Below are 7,229 nucleotides of genomic sequence, written 5' to 3' on the forward strand. Positions count from 1 at the left end.
TGATCCTGCCCGGCCGGTCAGCGCGCGGCCAGGCCGAACGACACGCCGGTCAGCTCCTCGCTGGCGTCCCAGAGCCGCTTGGCCAGCTCCCGGTCGCGGGCCGCCTCCAGCGGCTGCACGACCGTCGGGTAGCCCTTCTGTTCCCGGCGCCCGTCCGGGCCGATGAACTGGCCGCTCTCCGCGGTGGCCGCGGTGGCCGCGAACAGCTGCGGCAGCGCGCCGGTGGCGGCGTCCTGGGCCAGTACCCGGGTGGCCAGCTTGAGCATCAACTTGGCCGGGCCGGTCGGGCCGCTGGCCTGCAGGTTGGTGGCCGAGTAGCCGGGGTGCGCGAGCAGGCTCGCGAGTGCGAAGCCGCCTGCCCGCAGCCGCCGGTGCAGCTCCAGTCCGAACACCACGTTGGCCAGCTTGGACTGCGAGTAGTAGCCGGAGCGGGAGTACTTGTGCTCGCCGTGCAGGTCGTCGAAGTGCACCCGGCCGCGGCGGTGCAGGAACGAGCTGACGGTCACCACGCGCGGGTCGGTGCTCTGGGCGAGCACCTCCAGCAGCCGCCCGGTGAGCGCGAAGTGGGCCAGGTGGTTGACCGCGAACTGCAGCTCGAACCCCTGGGCGCTGAGCGTGCGCGGCGGCATCATCACGCCCGCGTTGTTCACCAGCACGTCCACCTGGGTCACGCCCGCTGCGAACTCCGCGACACTGTCCAGGTCGGCCAGGTCGAGCAGCCGGGTCTCCACCGATGCCTCGGGGTGCTCAGCGGTGATCCGCTCGACCGCGTCCCGCCCCTTCTCCGGGTCCCGCGCGGTGAGGATCACGTGTCCCCCGTGCGCGGCCAGCTGCCTGCAGGTCTCGAAGCCCAGGCCGCTGTTCCCGCCGGTCACGACGAAGGTCCGACCGGCCAGGTCGGGGATGTCGTCGGCGGTCCACCCGGGTGAGGCCGCCCCGGTGTCACCCTCTGGTGTCGTGCTCATGGGCCATAGCCTGCCCTACGGTCAACTCGCCGACCCACCACCCGGCACCGATCACCCACACCGGGGATGCCACCGGATCGTTCCGATGTCTGGATCACAGCGTGTACCCCGCCTTATCGTCACCTTGTGGAACTGCGGCACCTGGGCGACTCCGGACTGGTGGTCAGTGCGGTGGGCCTGGGTTGCAACAACCTGGGCAGGCCAGGCACGGCCGCCGAGTCGCTGGCGGGCTCGCGCGAGCTGGTCAGCGCCGCGCTGGCCGCCGGGGTGACCCTGTTCGACGTCGCCGACGTGTACGGGGCCCCGCGCGGGCGCAGCGAGGAGCTGCTTGGCCAGGCCCTGGCGGGGCGGCGCGACCAGGCGGTGATCGCCACCAAGTTCGGCCTGGACATGCAGGGCAGCAACGGTCCGGACTTCGGCGCCCGCGGCTCCCGCCGGTACGTGCGGCTGGCTGCCGAGGCGTCGCTGCGCAGGCTCAACACCGACTGGATCGACCTCTACCAGCTGCACCGGCCGGACCCGGGCACGCCGCTGGTGGAGACGCTGTCCGCGCTGGACGACCTGGTGCGCGACGGGCTGGTCCGCTATGCCGGGGTGTGCAACCTGGCCGCGTGGCAGATCGTCGACGTCGGCTGGACCACCCGGACCGAGCGGGTCGGGCCGATGGTGTCCACGCAGAACCACTACTCGCTGCTGGAGCGCGCGATCGAGCGCGAGGTCATCCCGGCCGCGCAGCGGTTCGCGATGAGCGTGCTGCCGTACTTCCCGCTGGCCAACGGCCTGCTCACGGGCAAGTACGCGCGCGGCGAGGCCGCCCCCGATGGCAGCAGGCTGGCGGGCAGGCAGCGGATGCTGGCCGACGCGCCGTGGGACCGGATCGAGAAGCTGGCCGCGCTGGCCGAGGACCGCGGCGTGGACCTGACCACGCTGGCGATCGGCTGGCTGGCGTCCCGGCCCGCGGTCGGCTCGGTGATCGCGGGCGCCACCACCCCGGACCAGGTGAGCGCGAACGCCAAGGCGGCCACGTGGCGGCCGAGCGCGGACGACCTGGTGGCCATCGACGCCATCTCCCCGCCACCGCGGCGCTGAGTCGACTGGGACACGGGGCTGAACGAGCGTTAACCTCGTGCCGACACACGGGACGGGGAAGGGAACGCACATGCAGATCGACGGGACCGCGGCCATCGTCACCGGGGGCGCCTCCGGCCTCGGCGGGGCCACCGCGCGGGCGCTGGCGGCCCAGGGCGCGGCGGTATTCGCCCTCGACCTGCCTGCCGCGGTCGAGCAGGCCCCGGCCGTCGACGGGGTCACCTACCTGGGCACCGATGTCACCGACCCGGCCCAGGTCGAGGCTTCGGTGGCGACCGCTGCGGCCAGCGGGAAGCCGCTGCGGGTCGTGGTGAACTGCGCGGGCATCGGCCCGTCGGCGCGCATCCTGTCCCGCAAGGGGCCGCACGACCTCGGGCTGTTCCGCAAGGTCGTCGAGGTCAACCTGATCGGCACGTTCAACGTGGTCACGCTGGCCGCCATCGAGATGGCCAAGGCCGAGCCGCTGGACAACGACCAGCGCGGTGTGATCATCAACACCGCCTCGATCGCCGCGTTCGACGGCCAGATCGGGCAGGCCGCCTACGCCGCGTCCAAGGGCGGGGTGGTCGGCCTGACCCTGCCAGCCGCCCGCGACCTGGCCGGTTCCGGCATCCGGGTGCTGACCATCGCGCCGGGGATCATCGACACCCCGATGCTGGCCACGGTCAGCGACGAGTTCCGGGCCGGTCTGGCCGAGGGCGTCCCATTCCCCAAGCGACTGGGCAAGCCAGAGGAGTACGCCCGCCTGGCCCTGTCGATCATCGACCAGGACTACCTGAACGGCGAGGTCATCCGCTTGGACGGCGCCCTCCGCATGGCGCCCCGCTGAGAGCACGGCGGAATAGGTCCTCGGGGGAGGCCCGTCCCGACGACGGGCCTCCCCCTCCGGATCAATGACCGCGGGCGATCCACTCGTCCAGGTGCGGTGCCTCGGCACCGATGGAGGTGGAGTCGCCGTGGCCGGTGTGCACCACGGTGTCCGGCGGCAGGGTCAACAGGCGCTCGCGGATCGAGTCGATGATCGTCGGGAAGTCGCTGAACGACCGGCCGGTCGCCCCCGGGCCGCCCGCGAACAGCGTGTCGCCGGTGAACACCGCCTTCAGCTGCGGCGCGTACAGCGACACCGCGCCCGGCGCGTGCCCCGGCGTGTGCAGCACCTGCAGGAACGTGCCTGCCACCTCGAACTGCTGGCCGTCGTGCAGCGGCTCGAAGTCGGCGTCCGGGTAGACCTGCCGCCACAGCTCGTCGTCGGCCGGGTGCAGGTACACCAGCGCGTCGGTGGCGGTGGCCAGGTCCTCGGCGGCGTTGATGTGGTCGTCGTGCGCGTGCGTGCAGACGATCGCGACCACCCGCCGGTCGTCGACCGCGGCGAGGATCTCGTCCGGGTCGTGCGCGGCGTCGATGATCAGGACCTCGTCGTCGTCACCGATCAGCCAGACGTTGTTGTCCACTTCCCAGGTGCCGCCGTCCAGGCTGAACGTGCCGGAGGTGACCACGTGGTCGGCGCGGGCGCCCATCAGAACACCACCACCGAGCGCAGCACGTCCCCGTGGTGCATCTTGGTGAACGCCTCCTCGACCTGGTCGAGCGCGATGGTCTCGGAGACGAACGCGTCGAGGTCGAGGCGGCCCTGCCGGTAGAGGTCGACCAGGTACGGGAAGTCGCGCGAGGGCAGGCAATCGCCGTACCAGCTGGACTTCAGCGCGCCACCGCGGCCGAAGAAGTCGATCAGCGGCAGCTCGATCCGCATGTCCGGTGTCGGAACACCCACCAACACCACGGTGCCCGCGAGGTCGCGCGCGTAGAAGGCCTGCTTCCAGGTCTCCGGGCGGCCGACCGCGTCGATCACCACGTCCGCGCCGAAGCCGCCGGTGAGCTCCTGGATGGCCGCGACCGGGTCGGCGGACTTGGCGTTCACGGTGTGCGTGGCGCCGATTCCCTTGGCCCACTGGAGTTTCCGGTCGTCCACATCGACCGCGATGATCGTGGTGGCCCCGGCGAGCCTGGACCCGGCGATGGCCGCGTCGCCGACACCGCCGCAGCCGATGACCGCCACGCTGTCGCCCCGACCGACACCGCCGGTGTTGACCGCCGCGCCGATACCCGCCATGACACCGCACCCCAACAGGCCGACCGCGGCGGGCGAGGCCGTCGGGTCCACCTTGGTGCACTGTCCACTATGGACGAGCGTCTTCTCGACGAACGCGCCGATCCCCAACGCGTTCGACAGCTTCGTGCCGTCCTCCAGCGTCATCGGCTGCGCGGCGTTGTGCGTGTTGAAGCAGTACCAAGGCTTGCCCTTCAGGCACGCGCGGCAGGTCCCACACACCGCGCGCCAGTTGAGGATCACGAAGTCCCCCGGCGCCACATCGGTCACGCCATCGCCCACGGTCTCCACGATCCCGGCGGCCTCATGGCCGAGCAGGAACGGGAACTCGTCGTTGATGCCGCCCTCCCGGTAGTGCAGGTCGGTGTGGCAGACCCCGCAGGACTGGACCCGCACCACCACCTCGCCCGGCCCGGGATCGGGCACCACGATCGTCTCCACGCTGACCGGCTGCCCCTTGGCGCGGGCCACCACGCCCCGGACCTGCTGCGGCATACGCTTGCTCCTCACCTAGCCGACCGACTCTCGCCGCCACCGTAGGCGAGAGCGGACGCGTGGGCGAGCGCACGGCTACAGGTCGCCGACGTACGGGATGTCGTTCACCGCGGGCGAGGTCATCCACCCGCGCAGCGCCGCCGTGGCGCGCACGTCGTCCTCGTTGTACTCCAGCAACCGCCTGCGCTGGGCCGCGTCCGGCGCGCCGCCGTCCATCCCGACCGCGTCCCGGTACCAGCGCATGGAGTTCTCGCCGCCCGCCTCCGGGTCGCGCCACTTGAACCCGGCCACCGGCGCGATCGTCTTGAGCCCCTTGCCCTGCGAGCACAGGAAGTACTCGCGCACGCTGCCGAACAGGTCGACCCACTCGTCGGACTCGATGAACCGCAGCACCTCGCGCCTGCGCGGCACGCCCGGCTGCTCGCCGAACCGCTTCACCGAGGCCAGCAGCCACCGGTTCTCGGCCAGCTCGTTGTAGCAGTAGGCGCGGAAGCTCAGCCCGCGCTCGGCCGCGGCCCGGCGCACCTCGCTCAGCCACGACCAGAACTCGGCGAACGAGCGGCCCTCGTCCTCGGTGGGCAGCGGCTCCCAGGTGGCGAACGCCCGGTAGCCGTGCTCGACCCCGATGTCGGCCCCGGACAGCAGCACGCCCCACAGGTAGGCGCCCGCGTCGCCGAAGCTCTCCATGTCCACGTCGACCTCGACGTCCGCGCGCGGCACCACCACCGACTCGGTGCGTCGCACCAGGGTCAGGTCGGCCAGCCACGCCCGCGCCAGGCCCACCGCGTCCGCGGGCGGCATGCCCACCAGCACCGGCATGTCGTCCATGTCCGGATCGGCCAGGGCCAGCTCGTCGACTGTGGTCATGCCCGCCGCGCGCAGCATGCCCGCGTCCTCGCCGCGCACCACCAGGCTGACATCGCGGGCCTCCAGCAACGCGGCCTCGCACACCGGCCACCACGGACAGCTGCGGCACTCCACGATCCGCGACGGCGCGGCCAGCGGCGGCGCGCCGGTGGCGGCCGCGGTGGCCACCGCGACCCGGTCGGCGAACCGCGAGTCGTACTCGGCCAGCGCGGTGCGCCCGCCCGGCCAGGTCGGTGCCTCCAGGTCGTGCCAGACCACCGCGTCGCCGTCCATGCCGACCACGCCAGCGAACGCGGTGCGCTCGTCGGCGTACCCGGCCGCTTGCAGCAGCCTGCGGGTGTGCGCGAGGCGCAGCTGGTCGCGCGGCTGCGGGCGGATCTTGCGGGCGGTGTCCGGGCTGCCACCCACCTCGGCCAGACCGGTCAGCGGCGAGGTGCGCGCGCCGGACCCGGGGTCGGTGACCTTGTGCCGGACCACCAGCACCGGCACGTACCCGGCCTCGGTGCGGACCAGCAGGTCGATGGTGCCGCGCCTGCCCCCGTCCGGATCGCGCGGCAGCTGGGCGGCCCAGATGAAGGCGCGGCCCTCGGCCAGCGCGCCATGGGTGATCGCCTCGCGCTCGCTCGCCCGCAGGTCAGGGCCCGTGGGGACCTCGAACCAGGCAGCGCCGTAGTGCGCGGCGAGCCGGTCGGCGACCGCCCGCCGGTGCGCCGCAGCGTCGGCCTTGCGCAGCTCGGCGGTGGGATCGGGGGCCCCGCGCGGGACGTCGCGCATGGCCTGGTCGTGCTCCAGGTGCACGCGACGCCTGCAGCGGCTCACCACGCCGGCGTCGAGCAGCACCGTAGTAGTCACACTGTGCAGCTTAGTTGCGCGGGCGGACAATATTGATATGACCCGACCGGACGGCCGACGTGCTCGGGCCGATCACCGCAAGTAGGTTCTAGTCATGGCGCGCAAGCAGGGGCCGGAGTCGGCCCGGATCACCCCGGCGAAGGCCAGGAACGCGATCGCCGTGGCGAAGGTGCTCGCTCCGGCGGTGCTCCCGGTGGTCACGCCGTATCTGGTCAAGTCCGCGGCCGCGGTGCGTGACCAGTGGGAACGGCGCAAGGCCCGGCGGCTCGGCATCGCCGTGGCGGACCTGGGCAGCTACAGCGGCCGCGGTGGCGCGCTGCACGCCCGGATCGCGGGCGCGGCCACCGGCCTCGGCGAGCTGCGCGGCAAGCCGGACCTGACGCCGGAGGACCGGGCATTCGCCGACGAAGCCGAGGTCACGCTGCGCAAGCTGGCCGCTGCCGTGCGAGCCGCCGAGCGGATGCCGACGCCGCGCAGACGAGCCGCGCACCGGGCGGTCGCGACCGAGCTGGACCGCGTCGAGGAACGGTTGCTCACCGCGTTGGGGGTCTAGGCGCTGTCCGGCAAGTCCGGCACACGCTATCCGCGCCCGCGCGGCCTCCGGCCGCACGGGCGGAAAGCCCAAGTACAACCCGGTACGTGCGGCTTCCCGCCCGCACGCCCAGAGACCACGCGGATCACGAATCCCGCGCACCAGACTTACCGGACAGCGCCTAGGCGCTCGCGTCTGATCAGGTTCTTCCCGGCGCCCATGCTCGAAGGGGCTGGACAGCGCCGCATACCCTGTTGGGTTGTGCCCCCCGGTCGAGTGACACCGCCTCGCGCTCCGCGCGTGCTGCGCGGTGTCCTGCTGG

General features: G+C 72.6%; 7 protein-coding genes. 3 read left to right on the forward strand and 4 right to left on the reverse strand.

Annotation, left to right across the window (positions count from 1 at the left end; genetic code table 11):
* Positions 1-17: 17 nt before the first annotated feature.
* Positions 18-965, reverse strand: coding sequence for an oxidoreductase (locus tag C503_RS0117525; protein ID WP_018683520.1), 948 nt, complete (start codon positions 963-965; stop codon positions 18-20).
* A gap of 126 nt (positions 966-1,091) precedes the next feature.
* On the opposite strand from C503_RS0117525, the gene C503_RS0117530 reads away from it, so the two are divergent.
* Positions 1,092-2,054, forward strand: coding sequence for an aldo/keto reductase (locus tag C503_RS0117530; protein WP_018683521.1), 963 nt, complete (start codon positions 1,092-1,094; stop codon positions 2,052-2,054).
* A gap of 70 nt (positions 2,055-2,124) precedes the next feature.
* The gene (locus C503_RS0117535) at positions 2,125-2,883 is read left to right on the forward strand and encodes an SDR family NAD(P)-dependent oxidoreductase (RefSeq protein ID WP_018683522.1); all 759 of its coding nucleotides are present in this window, start codon (positions 2,125-2,127) and stop codon (positions 2,881-2,883) included.
* A 61-nt stretch (positions 2,884-2,944) separates the two neighbouring features.
* Here C503_RS0117535 and C503_RS0117540 read toward each other — a convergent pair whose 3' ends face one another.
* From C503_RS0117540 to C503_RS0117550, 3 genes are all read right to left on the reverse strand, one after another.
* Positions 2,945-3,571: an MBL fold metallo-hydrolase gene (locus tag C503_RS0117540; protein ID WP_018683523.1), complete on the reverse strand. Its 627-nt coding sequence runs from the start codon at positions 3,569-3,571 to the stop codon at positions 2,945-2,947.
* Entirely contained in the window at positions 3,571-4,656 is a 1,086-nt protein-coding gene (locus C503_RS0117545) for an S-(hydroxymethyl)mycothiol dehydrogenase (protein ID WP_018683524.1), read from the reverse strand. The genes C503_RS0117540 and C503_RS0117545 overlap by 1 nt, the downstream gene beginning before the upstream one ends.
* Before the next feature lie 75 nt (positions 4,657-4,731).
* The gene (locus C503_RS0117550) at positions 4,732-6,375 is read right to left on the reverse strand and encodes a TM0106 family RecB-like putative nuclease (RefSeq protein ID WP_026316412.1); all 1,644 of its coding nucleotides are present in this window, start codon (positions 6,373-6,375) and stop codon (positions 4,732-4,734) included.
* A gap of 94 nt (positions 6,376-6,469) precedes the next feature.
* On the opposite strand from C503_RS0117550, the gene C503_RS0117555 reads away from it, so the two are divergent.
* On the forward strand, positions 6,470-6,928 hold the full coding sequence (locus C503_RS0117555; RefSeq protein WP_018683526.1) for a DUF6474 family protein: 459 nt from the start codon (positions 6,470-6,472) through the stop codon (positions 6,926-6,928).
* The last annotated feature ends 301 nt before the right edge of the window (positions 6,929-7,229 follow it).

It is taken from the genome of Actinokineospora enzanensis DSM 44649 (genome assembly GCF_000374445.1).
GTDB classification, from domain to species: domain Bacteria; phylum Actinomycetota; class Actinomycetes; order Mycobacteriales; family Pseudonocardiaceae; genus Actinokineospora; species Actinokineospora enzanensis.